Annotated in this window: 16 protein-coding genes; 7 read left to right on the top strand and 9 right to left on the bottom strand. The window is 65.2% G+C overall.

From position 1 onward, the window contains the following. The first annotated feature begins 15 nt into the window (after window positions 1–15). The 3 genes from AB8841_RS17940 to AB8841_RS17930 all read left to right on the top strand — a co-directional run bounded on the left by AB8841_RS17940 (window position 16) and on the right by AB8841_RS17930 (window position 2,751). On the top strand, window positions 16–1,758 hold the full coding sequence (locus AB8841_RS17940; protein WP_370437180.1) for an ABC transporter ATP-binding protein/permease: 1,743 nt from the start codon (window positions 16–18) through the stop codon (window positions 1,756–1,758). 151 nt (window positions 1,759–1,909) lie between these two features. Continuing rightward, complete coding sequence (locus AB8841_RS17935) at window positions 1,910–2,530, top strand: LysE family translocator (RefSeq protein ID WP_370437179.1); 621 nt, start codon at window positions 1,910–1,912, stop codon at window positions 2,528–2,530. Window positions 2,531–2,625: 95 nt separating this feature from the next. Further along, entirely contained in the window at window positions 2,626–2,751 is a 126-nt protein-coding gene (locus AB8841_RS17930) for a hypothetical protein (RefSeq protein ID WP_370437178.1), read from the top strand. A gap of 56 nt (window positions 2,752–2,807) precedes the next feature. Here the strand turns inward: AB8841_RS17930 and AB8841_RS17925 are convergent, their stop codons facing one another. The 4 genes from AB8841_RS17925 to AB8841_RS17910 all read right to left on the bottom strand — a co-directional run bounded on the left by AB8841_RS17925 (window position 2,808) and on the right by AB8841_RS17910 (window position 7,021). Continuing rightward, a complete protein-coding gene (locus AB8841_RS17925; RefSeq protein ID WP_370437177.1) occupies window positions 2,808–3,992 on the bottom strand; it encodes a LuxR C-terminal-related transcriptional regulator in 1,185 nt (394 codons plus the stop codon). Between the two features lie 295 nt (window positions 3,993–4,287). Beyond that, complete coding sequence (der, locus tag AB8841_RS17920; protein ID WP_370437176.1) at window positions 4,288–5,634, bottom strand: ribosome biogenesis GTPase Der; 1,347 nt, start codon at window positions 5,632–5,634, stop codon at window positions 4,288–4,290. A gap of 18 nt (window positions 5,635–5,652) precedes the next feature. Beyond that, window positions 5,653–6,330 (bottom strand): tetratricopeptide repeat protein, encoded by a 678-nt coding sequence (locus tag AB8841_RS17915; RefSeq protein WP_370437175.1) that lies wholly within the window; start codon window positions 6,328–6,330, stop codon window positions 5,653–5,655. 97 nt (window positions 6,331–6,427) lie between these two features. After that, window positions 6,428–7,021: an NnrU family protein gene (locus AB8841_RS17910; RefSeq protein WP_370437174.1), complete on the bottom strand. Its 594-nt coding sequence runs from the start codon at window positions 7,019–7,021 to the stop codon at window positions 6,428–6,430. A 414-nt stretch (window positions 7,022–7,435) separates the two neighbouring features. Here AB8841_RS17910 and AB8841_RS17905 point away from each other — a divergent pair, with 414 nt between their 5' ends. Together AB8841_RS17905 and AB8841_RS17900 are read left to right on the top strand one after the other, a co-directional pair. Next, entirely contained in the window at window positions 7,436–8,050 is a 615-nt protein-coding gene (locus tag AB8841_RS17905) for a TRAP transporter small permease subunit (RefSeq protein ID WP_370437173.1), read from the top strand. A gap of 35 nt (window positions 8,051–8,085) precedes the next feature. Continuing rightward, window positions 8,086–9,978, top strand: coding sequence for a TRAP transporter large permease subunit (locus tag AB8841_RS17900; RefSeq protein WP_370437172.1), 1,893 nt, complete (start codon window positions 8,086–8,088; stop codon window positions 9,976–9,978). A 295-nt stretch (window positions 9,979–10,273) separates the two neighbouring features. Here the strand turns inward: AB8841_RS17900 and AB8841_RS17895 are convergent, their stop codons facing one another. Both AB8841_RS17895 and guaA read right to left on the bottom strand, forming a co-directional pair. Continuing rightward, window positions 10,274–10,633 carry an ArsC family reductase gene (locus AB8841_RS17895; RefSeq protein WP_370437171.1) on the bottom strand — a complete coding sequence of 120 codons (360 nt, stop codon included), beginning with the start codon at window positions 10,631–10,633 and terminating at the stop codon, window positions 10,274–10,276. Between the two features lie 4 nt (window positions 10,634–10,637). Next, window positions 10,638–12,194, bottom strand: coding sequence for a glutamine-hydrolyzing GMP synthase (gene guaA / locus AB8841_RS17890; protein WP_370437170.1), 1,557 nt, complete (start codon window positions 12,192–12,194; stop codon window positions 10,638–10,640). Between the two features lie 162 nt (window positions 12,195–12,356). Between guaA and AB8841_RS17885 the strand changes: the two genes are divergently transcribed. Further along, the gene (locus AB8841_RS17885) at window positions 12,357–12,680 is read left to right on the top strand and encodes a hypothetical protein (protein WP_370437169.1); all 324 of its coding nucleotides are present in this window, start codon (window positions 12,357–12,359) and stop codon (window positions 12,678–12,680) included. Window positions 12,681–12,874: 194 nt separating this feature from the next. Here AB8841_RS17885 and AB8841_RS17880 read toward each other — a convergent pair whose 3' ends face one another. Continuing rightward, on the bottom strand, window positions 12,875–14,188 hold the full coding sequence (locus tag AB8841_RS17880; protein WP_370437168.1) for an RsmB/NOP family class I SAM-dependent RNA methyltransferase: 1,314 nt from the start codon (window positions 14,186–14,188) through the stop codon (window positions 12,875–12,877). A gap of 120 nt (window positions 14,189–14,308) precedes the next feature. On the opposite strand from AB8841_RS17880, the gene AB8841_RS17875 reads away from it, so the two are divergent. Next, window positions 14,309–14,452, top strand: a complete 144-nt coding sequence (locus AB8841_RS17875) for a hypothetical protein (protein WP_370437167.1) — start codon at window positions 14,309–14,311, stop codon at window positions 14,450–14,452. A gap of 43 nt (window positions 14,453–14,495) precedes the next feature. On the opposite strand, the gene AB8841_RS17870 is transcribed toward AB8841_RS17875, so the two are convergent. Both AB8841_RS17870 and guaB read right to left on the bottom strand, forming a co-directional pair. Next, entirely contained in the window at window positions 14,496–14,927 is a 432-nt protein-coding gene (locus AB8841_RS17870) for an MAPEG family protein (RefSeq protein ID WP_370437166.1), read from the bottom strand. 21 nt (window positions 14,928–14,948) lie between these two features. Then, window positions 14,949–16,442 carry an IMP dehydrogenase gene (gene guaB, locus AB8841_RS17865; RefSeq protein WP_370437165.1) on the bottom strand — a complete coding sequence of 498 codons (1,494 nt, stop codon included), beginning with the start codon at window positions 16,440–16,442 and terminating at the stop codon, window positions 14,949–14,951. Window positions 16,443–16,516 lie beyond the last annotated feature (74 nt).

Here is a 16,516-nt window from a genome sequence, read left to right as displayed (position 1 = left end):
GCGCGGGGCCTATCCATGTTCATTCAAACGGCCGCGCCGGCACCTTCGGCGCAACGGGGACGGCTGTCCGCTGTCCTCGCCTCCTTCCCTCTTCGCAACGCATTTCTTCGGGACGTCTGGATCCTCGCCCGGCCCTACTGGCATTCGGAGGAGAAGTCCTATGCGCGGCGCATGCTCGCGCTCCTCCTCGCCATCAAGTTTACGGCCGTCTGGATCTGCGTGCAGCAGAACAACTGGTATGCGAGCTTCTACGCGGCCATCGAGCACCGCGACATCGCGGAATTCGCTAAGCAGATCGGCGTCTTCGCGCTGATCGCCGGCAGCTTCATCGCGACCCTCGTCTATTCCCATTGGGTGTCCGAGAGCCTGAAGCTGCGCTGGCGCGACTGGCTGGTGCGCCGCTACACGCAGGATTGGCTCGCCAACCGTGCCTATTACCGCCTGCAGATCGGCGATGCGCATGGCGTCAACCCCGATCAGCGGATCGTGGAGGATCTCGGCCTCTTCGCCGGGCAGACGATCAATCTCGTGGTCGGCTTCCTGGACGTTGCGGTCAGCCTCGTGGCCTTCACGGCCATTCTCTGGTCGCTCAGCGGCACCGTCACCATCGCGGGCTATTCCATCGCCGGATACATGGTCTTCGCGGTGTTCGGCTACACGTTCCTGGCGAGCTGGTTCACGCATCTCATCGGCCAGCCGCTCGCCAAGCTCCACACCGCCAACCAGAACTTCGAAAGCGACTTCCGCTACAGCCTCGCGCGCCTGCGCGAGAATGCGGAGACCATCGCGTTCTATCGCGGCGAGGAGCGCGAGGCGGCCGTCATCGGGGCCCGATGGAGCAAGGTGGTGCAGAACTTTTGGGGCATCATGCGGCGCGAGCGCTCCATCGGTCTCTTCGCCCATGCCCACGGACAGTTCAGCACCATCCTGCCCTTCCTGCTCGCGGCGCCGCGCTATTTCTACGGTCAGATCGGCTTCGCCCAGGTGATGCAGATCGCGGCCGCCTGCGGCTCCGTGCAGGCCTGCCTCAATTTCTTCATCACGAGCTACGGCCAGATCGCCCAATGGCGCGCGACGACCGAGCGCCTCAAGGGCTTCCGCGCCGAACTCGACGTCCTGAAGGCGGCGGTTCCCTCTGCCATCGCGACGGAGCGCAAGGGCGAGACCTTCGTGGTGCGCGACCTCGCGCTCGCGTTGCCCGACCGGCGCGTCATCACCACGGGCGTGACCATGGAGGCCGCCTCCGGCGAGGCCGTGCTGATCAAAGGGCCGTCGGGCGCGGGCAAGAGCACGCTGCTGCGCGCCGTGGCGGGCATCTGGCCCCATGCCAGCGGGCAGGTCTCCTTCCCCGAGGGCGACGTCTTCTTCGTGCCGCAGAAGCCCTACATCCCGCTCGGAACCCTGAGGCAGGCCGCCTTCTATCCGGCCGCGCCCTCGACCGACGACGCGGAGATCGCGCGGGTTCTCGAAGCGGTGCGCCTCGGCCATCTCGTGGCGCATCTCGACACGGTCGACCAATGGAGCCAGCGTCTCTCCGGCGGCGAGCAGCAGCGCCTCGGCTTCGCCCGCGTGCTGCTGGCGAAGCCCCGCACGGTCTTTCTCGACGAGGCGACCTCGGCCCTCGACGAGGACACGGAGCGGCAGGTCTATACGCTGCTCCGGGAGGCTGCATGGAAGCCCACCATCCTCAGCATCGGCCACCGCTCGACCCTCACGCAGTTCCACGACACCACGTTCGAGATGAAGGCCGCCGCCTGAGAGACGCCGCGACCGGGCTGGAAACGCGTCTCCACCAAACGGGGGACGCGTCTCACGGCGCGATTCGCTACGCTTGTCCTCCCTGTTGAGACGGGCCCAGGCCGCTTGAGGCCGGAGCCGTCCGATACGAACGGCGGCGCGAGGCACGCTCATGAGCGGCATGTCGGCTTTCCTGTCCGGAGCAATCATCGGGTTGGCGATCACCATCCCGGTCGGGCCCATGAGCCTGCTGTGCATTCAACGGGCGCTCAAGTTCGGCGCCCTGGCCGGTTTCACCACCGGGCTCGGCGCAGCCACCGTTCTGGTCGTCTACACGACTTGCGCGGTGATGGGTTTCGGGCCACTCATCGTGAAGGCGATGGACCACAGCCATACGGTGCTCTCGGCCCTTTCGGCCTGCCTTCTCCTGTGGCTCAGCGCCCGCATCCTGCGGCGAACCATATCGCTGGCGGGATCCATCGCCGAAGGGTGCGGAGCTCTGTCCTCCTATTGCAGCGCCGTCGCCTGCGCCCTGTTCAATCCTCTCATGCCGGCCCTTCTGATGACCATGCTGCCGACCCTCGCCGCACCGGAGCCGACGGCGGCTTCGAGCGTGATCGCGGGCGTGTTCGCCGCCTCGGTGACATGGTGGCTGATCGTGAGCGGCGGCGTCGCGGTCCTGCGTTCGCGGCTGAGCATCACGGTTCTGAACGTCATCAACAAGGCATCCGGCCTGATGCTGGCTGCGCTGGGACTCCTGATGGCCGCAAACGCTTTCAATCTGGGTTTCTAGAGCATCGGACGTGAAAAGTGGGCACCGGTTTTGCGTGAAGAGATACGCGAGACCATCGGCTGACAGCATCGGATGTGAGTCCGATTGCACGTCCGATGCTGCAACCATTCATCGTCATGGCCGGGCTTGTCCTGGCCATCCACGCCCGGGAACAACTGCGCCACAACGACGTGGATGCCCGGCTCACGCCGGGCATGACGGGAATGATACTCCTACGCTAGAAAAGCGCATCGAACTGTTGAAGCAGCGGAGGTGAGTTCGGCGGCATTCGGATGCTTTAATCCGAGGGGTTGATGTCTCGCGGGGGCGCCGCTTCGGACCCGCCCGCCTGCACCGGCAACGCCATTTGCATCGCGAGCCGGATCAGCTCCGTCTGGCGGGAGACGCCGGTCTTCGCAAAAATATGGTCCAGATGCGTCTTTGCCGTGGACGGCGCGACGCCGAGGTGGCGGGCCGTCTCGGCAAGCGTGTGCCCGGCCACGAGGCTTTCCAGGACCCGCATCTCCGCCGATGTGAGATCGAAGGCCCTGGCCAACAGGTCGGTCCGGCTCCGATCGTCGGGTCCGCCGACGAAAACGGCGGCCGCGGCCCGAGGATGCAGTCGCGTGCGGATTTTGCCTGCTGTCAGAGGCAGCACATAGGCGTAGAGCGGCGACAGGCTGGCATCAGGAAGGCGGATCGCGCTCGCTGGCCCGATCTGCGCCTTGTCCCGCGCCGCGAGCATGATCGCTTTCCGCAATTCCCGGCTGGCCGCAGGTGCACTCGCCGAGAGGACATTCCTCACGCTTCTGATCGGGTGGCCGTCGCTCATCATCCGTTCGGCCGAGCGGTTGGCGTGCAGAATTCTCCCGCGCTCATCGGTCAGCACGACACCGCACAACAGAGCATCGAGCGCTTCGGCCATGCGATCCCGCACGATGACCTGCATGTCCAGAATGCCGCTGATCGTCACCGCCTTGCGCAGATGAGGCAAGAGCAGCCGTCCGAGCTCGATCTCCCGCTCCGTGATGATGCCCTGCCGCGCATGCCGGCCCAAACCGATCTCCGAAAACTGCCGGTGCGTGTACATCAGGAACATGTGCATGATGTCCACGATGCCCTGCGGCTTGAGGCATTCCTCCACGTAGAGCGACTGCCGAATGTATTCCGAACTCAAGTGAACCGAGGTCACGAACAGCTCGTCGATGGATGGCTGCAGGGCCAGCCACTCAGTGAGGCGCGCGTTGATCTCGCCCACGTGCCGCTCCGATTTGAGCCGCAGCAGCTCCGGCTTCCACCCTACTGCCTTGTTGAGGAGGAATCGGTTGTGATGGAGATCGTTGAGGGTCAGCGAGACGACGGCGCAGTCGAATGTGTCGGCGATCGCCGAGAGGGTCGTCTCCCAGCCGCCGGGATCGAGAGCGCAGTCATAGATCGCTCCGATCAGTTCCGACAACCCGCGATGCGAGAGCCCCTCCTCCATCGGTCATCGCTCCTGGCAGCCCTGACGAGACGAGTGCGCGACTCACATTCGAGACAAAGGACAGGCAGTATTCCGATGGGTCGCGGGAGAGACAAGTCGCCCAGGCGCGGCACCTCCTTCGAGAGGTCGCCGCCCGAGCGGGAACGGCACGCTGGTACGTTCCTCTCCACCGTCATCCCGGAGCGAGCGGAAGTCGCCGTGCTCTTTCCGAGGCCGTCGTGGAAATGGATCCCCGCTCGCGCGGGGGATGACACGAGATGCGGGACGATCCGGGAGGCGGCATCACCCGGAAGCCTTACCCCCGCTTGTCCTTGTCGTAAGGGTTCTGGCCCATACGCAGCGATACGCGGATCGGGACACCCGGCAGGTCGAAGGCCTCGCGGATGTTGTTGACGAGGTAGCGCGTGTAGCTCTTCGGCAAGGCGTCGAGCTGGTTGCCGAAGATGGCGAAATGCGGCGGGCGCGCCTTCACCTGCGTCATGTAGCGGATCTTGATGCGCCGCCCCGATACGGCGGGCGGCGGGTTGGCGTCGATGGCCTCCTGAAGCCATTGGTTGAGCTTCGCGGTCGAGATGCGCCGGTTCCAGGTTTCGTAGACCTGGAAAACCGCCTTCATGAGCGGATCGATGCCGCTGCCGGCGAGCCCGGAGAGTGGCACCACGGGCGCACCCTTCACCTGCGGCAGCAGACGGGCGGCCTTTTCCTTCAGCTCGGCGAGGAGACCCGGCTTGTCGGCCACGAGGTCCCATTTGTTGAGGCCGATCACGAGGGCACGACCCTCCTGTTCCACCAGATCGACGATGGAGAGATCCTGCTTCTCGAACGGGATCGTGGCATCGAGCAGCACCACGACAACCTCGGCGAAGCGTACGGCCCGCAGGGCGTCGGCGACCGAGAGTTTTTCGAGCTTGTCCTCGACGCGGGCGCGCTTGCGCAGGCCCGCCGTGTCGAAGAGCTTCACGGACTTTCCGCGCCACTCCCAATCGAGGGAAATGGAATCGCGGGTGATGCCGGCCTCGGGCCCCGTGAGCAGGCGATCCTCGCCCACCATGCGGTTGATCAACGTCGACTTGCCCGCGTTGGGGCGACCAACGATGGCGACCTGCAGCGGCTTGTTGGGATCTTCCTCGTCCTCGTCTTCGCCGGGCACCGGGAAGTGAGGCATCAGGGCCTCGAAAAGATCGGCCATGCCCTCGCCATGCTCAGCGGAGAGCGGCACCGGCTCGCCGAGTCCGAGCGAGAAGGCATCGTAGGCGCCCGCCATGCCGGACCCGCCCTCCGCCTTGTTGGCGATCAGGATCACGGGCTTGCCCGACCGGCGCACCATCTCGGCGAAGGGACCGTCCGCGGGCAGGATGCCGGCGCGGGCGTCGACCACGAAGAGGATGACATCCGCATCCGCGATGGCGGCTTCGGTCTGGGCGCGCATGCGGCCGAGGAGCGACTCCTCCGTCGCCTCCTCCAGGCCTGCGGTATCGATGACCCGGAATTCCAGGTCGCCGAGCCGCGCCTCGCCTTCGCGCCTGTCGCGGGTCACCCCCGGACGGTCGTCGACGAGGGCCAGCTTCTTGCCCACGAGGCGGTTGAAGAGAGTCGACTTGCCGACATTCGGCCGCCCGACTATGGCGACGGTAGGCGTCATGTCCCTGATGCTCCGCCTTTACTGAGTAACTTGAACGGGGCCGCCCGCCACGAGAGCGGTGTAGACGGCAAGCCGCTGCCGGAGGGCCGGAGGCGTCTCGCGGTCGGCGGCGATCTGGTCGAACCAGCGCCCGGCGTAATCCATGTCGCCTGCCTTAAGGCCGGACAGACCCAAGAGTTCCCTGGCCGAATGGCGCCACGCGCTCGCGGGCGCGGCCATGGGTTCGACGGTCTTGCGGAGCTGGGCCGGATCGGCGGTGTCGAGGCGCAGCCATGCGGCGCGCAGACGGGCCAGATCCCGCCAGAGGGCCGGAACGGCGGAATCGTTCGCCAGGGCGTCGTAGGCCGCGGCGCCCTGCTCGGCGTTCTGCTGGCCGCGCTCGGCCGCCAGACGGAACTGGGCGAGCAGGCCGTAGCCGGTGTCGCCTTCCTTCGCGAGCGCCTCCAGCGCAGCCTCGGCCTCCTGGGGCTTGTTCTCGCCGGAGAGCTTCACGGCGTCCTCGTAGCGTGCGGACGCGGCCTGCGCACGAGTCTCCTGCACATGCTCCCAGTAGCGCCAGCCTCCGACGCCGCCCACGATGAGGATGACCGCGGCGATGATGAGACCGCTGTAGCGCTGCCAGATCTTCGCCATCTGGTCGCGGCGGTATTCCTCGTCGACTTCGCGAATGAACTCGTCGTTCCGGTTCGTGGCCATTGTCCCCATGCAGCCTGAACGGCCGCCTCCTTCGATCGAAGTGGGTCGCCTAGCATACACCCCCGCGCAAGGCGAGAGGTTTCCTGAGCGAGAGGTTTCACGCTCCCGTGGGGGGCAGCACGGGCACGCCGATCAAGAGCTGATGGAGCCAGAGGACGAAGGCCGCATACACCGCCGCGCCGATCACGACCGCCAGGATGTCGTTGCGCCAGCCAGCGGGTGCGGCCGTGCCGCCGTGCTCGGCCGCAACATCCCGGCGCTTGGCGCTGATGCGGGCCATCACCGCCCAGGCCAGAACGGAGCCGAAGAGCAGGATCGAGCCCAGATCGCCGTTGGCGAGAAGATGCGCGAAGGCCCAGATCTTCACGCCCGCCAGCATGGGATGCTTGAGACGGTGCTTGATGTGCCCGGGAAGATAGGCCGCCGCCACGCAGATGAAGGCAATCAGGACGAGCGGAAGGGCCAGATGCCGCGTCCAGACCGGCGGGTCCCAGACCGGAATGTAGCCGTTGGCCCGATAATGTCCGTAGCCGATGGCGATGAGCACGATTCCGGCAAGCGACAGCAGCGAATAGAGCCCCTTGAAGGGCCCCTCGCCGATCCGCCCGATGAGTGCGGCGCGACGGTGGCGCGCCATGCTGAAGGAATGGGTGCCGAGGAACAGGATCAGACCCAGAACAAGCAGCGTCACGGTGGCCCTCCAAGGGATCAAGAAACTCTACGGTATCGGATGTGAAATCGAACCCACATCCGAGGCTGTCGGTCGATGGTTTCAAGCATCTTTTCACGCGAAACCGGTACCCACTTCCCGCGTTCGATGCTCCAGCTCGCCCCGGCCTGCCCCGGCGTGCGACCGGCGTGTCCGAAGGTGAAGATAGTCGTATCGGGACGCTCAGATTCCTATACGGCAAGTTTCGACCTGTCGATAAGGGCCTGCGCCGCCTAAACTTTTAATATCGTGCATCTTGCAGCACGAAAATTTCCCGGTTACTGACCCCTTTAATCTTCAGCATAGACTAAGGCGGAATAGTGTAGCGGCCCGAAAACCGCTAGCTACGCCTTAAGATTCCAACCATAACCGTTTTATCGAAGGGGGAGGCAGAAGATGACCGCGCTCATCCAGCTTTCTCGCGTCATCGATGCGATCAACGTACGCGTTGGCAAAATCGCCGCCTGGGCCATCGTCGTTGCGATCCTGGTTTCGGCCATCAATGCCATCATCCGCCGGGTCTTCGGCGTCTCCTCCAATGCCTGGCTGGAGTTGCAATGGTACCTGTTCGGCGCCGTGTTCATGCTCTGCGCCGCCTGGACGCTGATCGCGAACGAGCACATCCGGATCGACATCCTCTCCAGCCGTCTGTCGAAGCGCGGCCGCGACTGGATCGACATCATCGGCCATGTCTTCTTCCTGCTGCCCTTCGTCGGCCTGATGCTGTGGCTCTCGATCCCCTATTTCGCAAAGTCCTACGCGTCCGGCGAGGTCTCCTCCAACGCGGGCGGTCTGCTGATATGGCCGGCCAAGGGCCTCATCCTGCTGGGCTTCCTTTCCATGTTCTTCCAGTGGATGAGCGAACTCATCAAGCGGGTCGCAATCATGCAGGGCAAGCTCGAGGACGTGCACGATACGGGCGGACACGGCGCGTCCGCCGAAGCAGAGGCCGCGCGCCTGCTTTCCGGCATCGCGGCCGAGAACGAACCTCCGGGAACCAGCAGCCGCTGACCCCGCCCTGAACTGATTTTCGGAGTTTTTCGTCCATGGCTGCTTTGATTGCCCAGAACCTTGCGCCGATCATGTTCGCGGCGCTGGTGGTGTTCCTCCTGCTCGGCTACCCGGTCGCCTTCGCGCTCGCTGCGAACGGCCTTCTCTTCTTCTTCATCGCGGTGGAGCTTGCGCCCCTCGCCCCGGAAACCATCAATCTCTCCTGGCCCCTCCTCCAGGCCCTGCCCGACCGCGTCTTCGGCACCATGTCGAACGAGGTGCTGCTCGCCGTGCCGTTCTTCACGTTCATGGGCTACATCCTCGAACGGTCCGGCATGGCGGAAGACCTTCTCGACACCATCGGCCAGCTCTTCGGCCCGGTGCGCGGCGGCCTCGCCTACGCGGTCATCTTCGTGGGCGCGCTGCTGGCGGCGACGACAGGCGTCGTGGCCGCTTCCGTGATCTCGATGGGCCTGATCTCGCTGCCGATCATGCTGCGCTACGGCTACGACCGACGGTTGGCGTCGGGCGTGATCGCGGCCTCGGGCACGCTCGCCCAGATCATCCCGCCCTCCCTCGTTCTCATCGTCATGGCCGACCAGCTCGGCCGCTCGGTGGGCGACATGTACGAGGGCGCCTTCCTTCCGGGCCTGATCCTGACCGCGCTCTATGCCGGCTACGTCATGTTGGTGTCGGTCCTTTTCCCGAAAGCGGCTCCCGGCCTGCCGCCGGAGGCGATCGGCTACCGGGAGCCGAACGGCTCGCGTGGCGTCTGGCAGCTTGGCATCCTGGTCGTCTTCTCGGGCTTCGTGGGTTATTACGTGCTGTCTCAAACCGGCACCAAGGCGGGCGCGGATTTCGTGATCCTCACGATCTGCGTGGCGACCGTGGTGGCGCTGATCTGCGCCCTCATGAACAAGATGCTCGGCGCGAAGCGCATCGCCGTCTCGGCGGTTCTGGTCGCCCTTCTCGTGGGCGTCTACTACGTGCTCCACACCCAAAACCACGAGAATCTCGCGCTCGCCATGGAGATGGTGCTGGCCGGCGCGATCTACGCCCTGATCGTGGGCCTGATCGAGCGCTTCACGGGCCTTCGCCTGATGTCCAACATGGCGCAGCAGGTCACCTTCGTCATGGTGCCCCCGCTGCTGCTCATCTTCCTCGTGCTCGGCACGATCTTCATCGGCCTCGCGACGCCGACGGAAGGCGGCGCCATGGGCGCGCTCGGATCGGTTATCCTGGCCGCGATCAAGCGCAAGCTCGACAACAACCCGAACCGCTTCAACTGGAACCTGGTCCGCCAGGCGACGGAAGCGACGGCGAAGCTCTCCGCCTTCGTGCTGTTTATCCTGATCGGCGCGCGCGTGTTCTCGCTCACCTTCTACGGCGTGAACGGGCACCTGTGGGTGGAGCACCTGCTGACCTCCCTCCCGGGCGGGCAGATCGGCTTCCTGCTCGTGGTCAACGTCCTGGTCTTCTTCCTGGCGTTCTTCCTCGATTATTTCGAGCTGGCCTTCATCATCATTCCGCTCCTCGGCCCAGCCGCGGACAAGATGGGAATCGACCTGATCTGGTTCGGTGTGATCCTCGCGGTGAACATGCAGACCTCGTTCATGCACCCGCCCTTCGGCTTCGCCCTGTTCTTCCTGCGCTCGGTAGCCCCGAAGGTGCCCTATATCGACCGCGTGACGGGCAAGCGCATGGAGCCGGTGACCACGGGCCAGATCTACTGGGGCGCCGTGCCCTTCGTGATCATCCAGCTCATCATGGTGGCGCTGGTGGTGACCTTCCCCCAGATAGTCACCCACTACAAGTCCGCCGGCCCAGCCGTCGATCCTGCCGCGGTGCAGAAGAAGCTCGACGAGCTCCTGGTGCCGGGCCTCGGTGCCCCAGGCGGCGACGGCGGCCTGCCCAGCCTGAACTTCGACGAACCGCCGAAGATCCAATAGGACGCCTCACGCAACGAAAAAGGCGGGCCCAACGGCCCGCCTTTTTTCTTTCGTAACGGAGCAACCGATTGTTATTCCTGCAGAGGCGGGGAGGAACGTTCCGTCACCCTCATCCTCCTCTCCGCGGTCGTCCTCACATACAGCGCCGGACGCGAAATCGAACTCACGTCCGGCGCTGTAACATTTTGTTTTTGAGCATCTTTTCACGCAAAACCAGTTCCCACTTTTGCGTCCGATGCTCCAGCGGAACCCGGGATGACGGCGTGAGCGTCAGGACGGAGACGGAACTTCCGCCCTACCCGACCGCCGTCTCGTATAGCTCCGGCTTGAACCCGACGAGAAGGCGGCCGCCCCGTTCGAGAACGGGGCGCTTGATCATCGAGGGCTGGTCGAGCATGAGCGCGAGCGCCTTGCGCCCGTCCATATCGGCCTTGGCGGCATCGGGGAGCTTGCGGAAGGTCGTGCCGGCCCTATTGAGAAGCGTCTCCCAGCCGACCTGGCTGACCCAGCCCTCGAGACGCGCCCGGTCGATGCCCTCCGCCTTGTAGTCATGGAAGGCGTAGGCAACGCCGTTCGCGTCGAGCCAGGCCCGCGCCTTCTTCATCGTGTCGCAGTTCTTGATGCCGTAGATCGTGACGGCCTCGCCTGTCGCCATGGGGTTACTCCCACTCGATCGTGCCGGGCGGCTTCGACGTGATGTCGTAGGTCACGCGGTTGATGCCCTTCACCTCGTTGATGATGCGGGTGGCGACGCGGCCCAGGAACGCCATGTTGAAGGGGTAGAAATCGGCCGTCATGCCGTCGATCGAGGTGACGGCGCGCAGCGCGCAGACATGGTCGTAGGTGCGCGCATCGCCCATCACGCCCACGGTCTTGACCGGGAGCAGCACGGCAAAGGCCTGCCAGATCTCGTCGTAGAGGCCCGCATTGCGGATCTCCTCCAGATAGATCGCATCGGCCTTGCGCAGGATGTCGAGCTTCTCGCGGGTGATCTCGCCGGGGACGCGGATGGCGAGACCCGGACCCGGGAACGGATGGCGGCCCACGAAGGCGTCGGGAAGGCCGAGCTCGCGGCCGAGCACGCGCACCTCGTCCTTGAATAGCTCGCGCAGGGGCTCCACGAGCTTCATTTTCATGCGCTCGGGCAGCCCGCCCACATTGTGGTGGCTCTTGATGGTGACCGAGGGGCCGCCCGTGAAGGACACGCTCTCGATTACGTCGGGATAGAGGGTTCCCTGCGCCAGGAAATCGGCGCCGCCGATCTTCTTCGCCTCCTCGTCGAACACGTCGATGAAGAGCTTGCCGATGGTCTTGCGCTTGACTTCCGGGTCCGACACGCCCTCGAGCGCGTCGATGAAGAGGTTCTGCGCCTGAACGTGCACGAGCGGGATGTTGTAATGGTCGCGGAAGAGGCTCACCACCTGCTCGGCTTCCGATGCGCGCAGCAACCCGTGATCGACGAAGACGCAGGTGAGCTGGTCCCCGATGGCCTCGTGGATGAGCACTGCCGCCACGGCCGAATCGACGCCGCCTGACAGGCCGCAGATCACCCGGCCGGTGCCGACCTGGGCGCGGATGCGCTCGATCGCCTCCTCCCGGAAGGCCTTCATGGTCCAGTCGCCCTTGCAGCCCGCGATGTCGCGGACGAAGTTCCGGATCAGCTGCGCGCCCTGCGGCGTGTGCACGACCTCCGGGTGGAACTGGACGCCATAGAACTTGTGCTCCTCATCGGCTACGACCGCGAAGGGCGCGTTCTCGGAGGCCGCCAGAACCTCGAAGCCTTCCGGCAGCTTGGTGACCCGGTCGCCGTGGCTCATCCACACGGGATATTTCTTGCCGACCTGCCACACCCCCTGGAAGAGCGGGCTCTCGGACAGGATCTCGATCTCGGCCCGGCCGAATTCCGAATGATGTCCGCCCTCGACCTCGCCGCCGAGCTGCGCCGCCATCGTCTGCTGACCGTAGCAGATGCCGAACACGGGAAGCCCCGTATCGAACAGCTCGCCTGGAGCCCGCGGGGAAGCATCGGTCGTGACGGATTCGGGACCGCCGGACAGGATCACGCCTTTCGGCTTCATGGTCCGGATCGCTTCGGCGGCTTTCTGAAAAGGAACTACCTCTGAATAGACACCGTCCTCGCGAACCCGGCGGGCTATGAGCTGGGTTACCTGAGAGCCAAAATCGATGATCAGAATCTTGTCGTGGGTCTGAGCCATTTGCTTCACTTCGGGTAGGAGGGCACATCTCGGCAGAGGATCGTGCTGGTGCTTTACCCTCATCCCTGCCGCGGTGTCATGCCCTTTAACGGGGCCGCCATGGGGCGTTTCACGTTTATAACGCTTTTCTCATCGCTTGGGCTTTTCCTTCCGGGCCCCGGAATGCCCGAGGGATTGTCCATCCAGACGATCGAGACGCTCAGTCAGGGCGCGCTCCCGGAGGTGCGCGAATTCATTACCCGCAAGCTCGGATGCTCCCATTGGGAAGAGGCCGACAAGCGGCGCCTGCTCAAGACCGCCGAGGTCAAGCGGGCCCTGCGGCATCTGAGATGCAGCGATCTGAGCGGGGACGAGGCCTTCCTGCGAAAGACCTATGCCGGCCACGCGGCCTCGATCAACGCCCTCGATGCCGCCCAGGGAAACCAAGGTTCCGGCCCCGGCGCGGCGGCCCCAGCGCGGCGCTCCGCTCCGGCAATGGGATTTTAGAGCCTCGAACGCAGAAGTGGGCACCGGTTTTGCGCGAAAAGATGCTCAAGACCATAGACTGACAGCGTCGGACGTGAGTTCGACTTCACGCCCGACGCTGTAGAACCCGCCCCGGGCTCGAGGCCGATGTCTCCGACAGTCGGATATCGAGGAAAGGGCTCAATTCTGTCGGCCATCGACCAGGCCCATTCCCACTATGGGCGGCGCTTCAGCGCAGCCACGAAGAAACCGTCGGTTCCGGTCGTCCTGGGCGTCAGCTGAATCCCGTGCTTCGTGAGGCGGACATGGGGGGAGAGGTTCGACAAGCCCGCCGCGGCGAGGAGAGCCTCGGCCTTCACCGTCTCGAAACCGGGATCGCGCTGCAGCAGGCCTTCGAGTGCCTCGTCGTTCTCCTCGGGCAGGATCGAGCAGGTGATGTAGACGATCCGTCCTCCCGGCTTCACCAGGGCGGCCGCGCGGTCGAGAACGGTCGCCTGCTCTTTGCGCCTCACATCCAGGCTGCCCGGGCGCAGGCGCCATTTGGCGTCCGGATTGCGCCGCCACGTGCCCACGCCCGTGCAGGGCGCGTCCACCAGCACGCAATCGATCCGACCGTCGAGATCGGATACGGGGTCCGCGCCGCCCCTCGGCGTGCGCACCTGGACATTGCGCACTCCTGCCCGGCTCAGCCGGTCGTGGATGGGAGCCAGACGGCGCGTATCGCCGTCCGTGGCGTAGATCTGCCCGTGGTTCTCCATCATGGCGGCGAGGGCCAGCGTCTTGCCGCCGCCCCCGGCGCACAGATCGACCACCTGCTCGCCAGGCTTCACGGCCGACAACAGGGCCGCCAGCTGCGACCCCTCGTCCTGGATCTCGTACCACCCCTTGATGAATTCGGGCTCCGCCTGCACGGCGGGGCCGCGTCCGTCCTCGCTTGGCGCGATCCGCAGGCCCAAGGGCGAGAGCGGGGTCTCGACCGCGCCGAGATGCGGCAGGGCGTCGTGCGCCTCCTCGCGGGAGGAAACCTTGAGGGTGTTGGCGCGCAGGTCCAGGGGCGCGCGGGTGGCCAGCGCCTGCATCTCCGGAACCAGATCGTTCCCGAGGAGACCTTCGAGCGAGGGGGCGATCCATTCGGGAAAGTCGCCCGCCACATGGGCAGGAGCACCTTTGAGGCTCGCGCCTTCGAGGCTCGCGGCCGCGAGCTTCGCGCGCTCGCCGTCCGACAGCGGCTCGGGGGCGAAGCGCTCGCCCGAGCAAAGGGCCGCTATGGCCTCGGCATCCATGCCACGCTGGAGGCGGAGCATGCCGAGCATCACCGCGCGCGGCGCGTTCTCGCCCATGATCCAGGCAGCCGACGCTTTGCGGCGCAGGGCGTCGTAGACGAGGCTCGCGATTGCGGCCCGGTCCTTCGACCCGGCGAAACGATGGGAGAGGCCCCAATCCTTGAGGGCCTCCGCCGCAGGACGCCGGCGGGACTCGATATCGTCGAGGACCTCGACGGCGGCGGAGATGCGGGCTGCAGGTGTCATCGAAAAAGCACACTTAAGCTTGGCCGCGAAAGCGACATGTTATTTCCTATATTCCAACACGCTCAGAAATGGATTCAAGGGCTGCGTGCATTCCGCACGATTCGCCTTGAGCATTCCGAAATGTCGTTTCTTCCTCGCCTCGTGGCCCTCGGCCTGACGCTGGCGATCGCCGCCTGTGCCACGGCTCCGGCCGTCGATCTGATCCCGCCGCCGCGCAAGCTGACGGATGCGAAGACCCAGCTTGAAAGCGGCAAGCGCTACTGAGACAGCAAGTGCGGGACGGACGTAATCGCCTGTCCCGCCTTTTTCAAAGGCCCGCCTCCGCGAAGAAGACCCTGAGGCCGAAGACGATCCACATGGCGGCCAGGATCATTACGCCGACCACAAAGGCCTGAAAGCGCCACAGTACCGTGTTGGACGTCGTGTGGATGAAGGCGTGGACGAGGCGGCTCGCCACGAACATCCAGGACATGACCACGAAGAGCATGTCCGCCTTGCGGGTGACCAGCCCGAGGATCACCAGGGCGTAGAACAGCACCGGCAGCTCGAACTGGTTGTGATATGCATTCTGGATCTGCAGGACGCGCTTGGGCCAGTTCCGCTCGCCCAGGGCGATGTCCGCCGTCTTCACAGCTCCTGTCCGGAGAGACGCGACGCGTGAACTCCCCAACCGGAGAAGCAGCACGAAGGTGAGCCCGACCTGGACGAAGACGGGCAGGAGGACGGCGGTGATGCTCATGGGCGAGGACTCGGGTGACCCTTAACTGCGAGTCGGGTAGTTAGGGCTCTCCCGGGTGATCGTCACGTCATGGACGTGGCTTTCGCGCAGGCCGGCGCTGGAGATGCGGATGAACTGCGCCTTCTCGCGGAATTCGGGCAGGGTCGCCGCGCCCACATAGCCCATGGAGGCGCGAAGGCCGCCGGTGAGCTGATGGAGCACGCCCGAGACCGGCCCCTTATAGGCCACCTGCCCCTCGACGCCTTCAGGCACGAGCTTGAGGGTGTCACGCACCTCCGCCTGGAAGTAGCGGTCCGCCGAGCCGCGCGCCATGGCGCCGACCGAGCCCATGCCGCGATAGGACTTGTAGGAGCGCCCCTGATAGAGGAACACCTCCCCGGGCGTCTCGTCCGTGCCCGCGAGCAGCGAGCCGACCATGGCGCAGGAGGCACCCGCTGCCAGGGCCTTGGCGAGATCGCCCGAGAACTTGATACCGCCGTCGGCGATGACCGGAATATCTGCCCCGTGAGCGGCCTCGACCGCCTCCATGATCGCCGTGAGCTGCGGCACGCCGACGCCCGCCACGATACGGGTGGTGCAGATGGATCCCGGGCCGATGCCGACCTTGATCGCATCGGCGCCCGCGTCGATCAGCGCCTGGGCGCCTTCCCGGGTCGCCACATTGCCGGCCACGACCTGAACCGCATTGGAGAGCTTCTTCACGCGGGTGACGCTTTCGAGGACCTTCACGGAATGGCCGTGGGCGGTATCGACCACGACCACGTCGCAGCCCGCGTCGATCAGGCGCTCGGCGCGCTCGAAGCCCTGCTCGCCCGTGGTGGTGGCGGCGGCGACCAGAAGACGGCCCTGCTCGTCCTTGGCGGCGTTCGGATAGGCTACCTGCTTCTCGATGTCCTTCACGGTGATGAGGCCGATGCAGCGGTAATGGTCGTCCACCACCAGCAGCTTCTCGATGCGGAACTGGTGCAGGAGGCGGCGCGCCTCGTCCTGGCTGACGCCTTCGCGGACGGTGATGAGCCGGTCCTTGGTCATCAGCTCGGAAACGGGCTGGCCGGGATTGTTGGCAAAGCGCACGTCGCGGTTCGTCAGGATGCCGACGAGCTTGCCCTTCGTGCCGTTGGGGCCGCGCTCGACCACGGGAATGCCGGAAATGCCGTGATGCTTCATCATGGCCAGCGCCTCGGCCAGGGTCTCGTCGGGGTGAATGGTGATGGGGTTCATCACCATGCCGGATTCGTAACGTTTCACGAGCCGCACCTGCTCGGCCTGGATCTCGGGCTCGAGGTTCCGGTGGATCACGCCGAGACCGCCGTTCTGGGCCATGGCGATGGCCATGCGGGCTTCCGTCACCGTGTCCATGGCGGACGCGATGATCGGCATATTGAGATGGATCGTGCGGGTGAGTCTCGTCGCGACGTTCACGTCGCCGGGGAGCACCTCGGAGCGACCGGGCCGCAGCAACACGTCGTCGAAGGTCAGTCCTTCGATGATCTTATCCGTGACGATTGAGGCCATGGCCAACTCCTAAAAAATGCAGGGCGGATGAAGCGAAAACGCTTTGACGAGTTGGCAAGGGTCCGTAGCACGGT

This window comes from Microvirga sp. TS319 (genome assembly GCF_041276405.1).
Lineage (GTDB): Bacteria > Pseudomonadota > Alphaproteobacteria > Rhizobiales > Beijerinckiaceae > Microvirga.
This window is presented reverse-complemented; position numbering and strand designations above follow the sequence as displayed.

Bases quoted from the DNA above. Each gene is read 5' to 3' on its own strand.
- AB8841_RS17930 (WP_370437178.1), top strand. From the start codon at position 2,626: ATGCTGCAACCATTCATCGTCATGGCCGGGCTTGTCCTGGCCATCCAC.
- AB8841_RS17870 (WP_370437166.1), bottom strand. From the start codon at position 14,927: ATGAGCATCACCGCCGTCCTCCTGCCCGTCTTCGTCCAGGTCGGGCTC.
- AB8841_RS17880 (WP_370437168.1), bottom strand. From the start codon at position 14,188: ATGACACCTGCAGCCCGCATCTCCGCCGCCGTCGAGGTCCTCGACGAT.
- guaB (WP_370437165.1), bottom strand. From the start codon at position 16,442: ATGGCCTCAATCGTCACGGATAAGATCATCGAAGGACTGACCTTCGAC.
- AB8841_RS17915 (WP_370437175.1), bottom strand. From the start codon at position 6,330: ATGGCCACGAACCGGAACGACGAGTTCATTCGCGAAGTCGACGAGGAA.
- AB8841_RS17935 (WP_370437179.1), top strand. From the start codon at position 1,910: ATGAGCGGCATGTCGGCTTTCCTGTCCGGAGCAATCATCGGGTTGGCG.
- AB8841_RS17925 (WP_370437177.1), bottom strand. From the start codon at position 3,992: ATGGAGGAGGGGCTCTCGCATCGCGGGTTGTCGGAACTGATCGGAGCG.
- AB8841_RS17875 (WP_370437167.1), top strand. From the start codon at position 14,309: ATGTCGTTTCTTCCTCGCCTCGTGGCCCTCGGCCTGACGCTGGCGATC.
- AB8841_RS17905 (WP_370437173.1), top strand. From the start codon at position 7,436: ATGACCGCGCTCATCCAGCTTTCTCGCGTCATCGATGCGATCAACGTA.
- AB8841_RS17900 (WP_370437172.1), top strand. From the start codon at position 8,086: ATGGCTGCTTTGATTGCCCAGAACCTTGCGCCGATCATGTTCGCGGCG.
- der (WP_370437176.1), bottom strand. From the start codon at position 5,634: ATGACGCCTACCGTCGCCATAGTCGGGCGGCCGAATGTCGGCAAGTCG.
- AB8841_RS17885 (WP_370437169.1), top strand. From the start codon at position 12,357: ATGCCCGAGGGATTGTCCATCCAGACGATCGAGACGCTCAGTCAGGGC.
- AB8841_RS17940 (WP_370437180.1), top strand. From the start codon at position 16: ATGTTCATTCAAACGGCCGCGCCGGCACCTTCGGCGCAACGGGGACGG.
- AB8841_RS17895 (WP_370437171.1), bottom strand. From the start codon at position 10,633: ATGGCGACAGGCGAGGCCGTCACGATCTACGGCATCAAGAACTGCGAC.
- guaA (WP_370437170.1), bottom strand. From the start codon at position 12,194: ATGGCTCAGACCCACGACAAGATTCTGATCATCGATTTTGGCTCTCAG.